The organism is Phocaeicola faecalis (assembly GCF_021730445.1).
GTDB classification, from domain to species: domain Bacteria; phylum Bacteroidota; class Bacteroidia; order Bacteroidales; family Bacteroidaceae; genus Phocaeicola; species Phocaeicola faecalis.
This window is the reverse complement of sequence record NZ_JADNRM010000060.1, coordinates 1-499: the sequence shown is the minus strand read 5'-3', so window position 1 is coordinate 499 and position 499 is coordinate 1. Positions and strand designations below refer to the sequence as shown.

General features: G+C 59.3%; 1 protein-coding gene. It reads left to right on the top strand.

Going from position 1 to position 499, the window contains the following annotated elements:
• Positions 1-498: DUF3874 domain-containing protein (locus tag IR173_RS18015; RefSeq protein WP_237040874.1), on the top strand; the 498-nt coding region annotated here is incomplete at its 5' end.
• Between the last annotated feature and the right edge of the window lies 1 nt (position 499).

Sequence of the window (499 nt, the reverse complement as noted above, 5' to 3'; positions counted from 1 at the left end):
CGCAAGGCCTACAAACGCAGTGCCTCGGCACTTCCCCGCATCGCCTCGTTTATCGGCACCAGTAACCGGGAAGACCTGCTGGTGGACCGTACCGGTTCGCGCCGTTTCCTCTGTGTCAGTCTGGAGCATGCCATAGACTGCACCACTCCCGTAGCCCATGAGCAACTGTACGCCCAACTCAAGGCGGAGCTTCTGTCCGGTGAACGCAGCTGGTTCAACAAGGAAGAGGAACAAGCCATACAGCAACACAACGCACTGTTCTACAAGCATGTACCCGAAGAGGAGGTGTTCCGCCTCTGCTTCCGCTTTGCCACGGAAGAGGACGAACCGCAAGAGGTGCTGACCCTTTCCGCCACCCAGTTGTTCGAGCGGATGAAGTCCGTCCATCCCTCAGCCATGAGGGGCATGACGGCCTACAGCCTGAGCCGCATCCTGCCCCAGTTGGGCGAGCGGGTGCATACTGCCAAGGGGAATGTGTATCGGGTGGTGGAATGCTAGG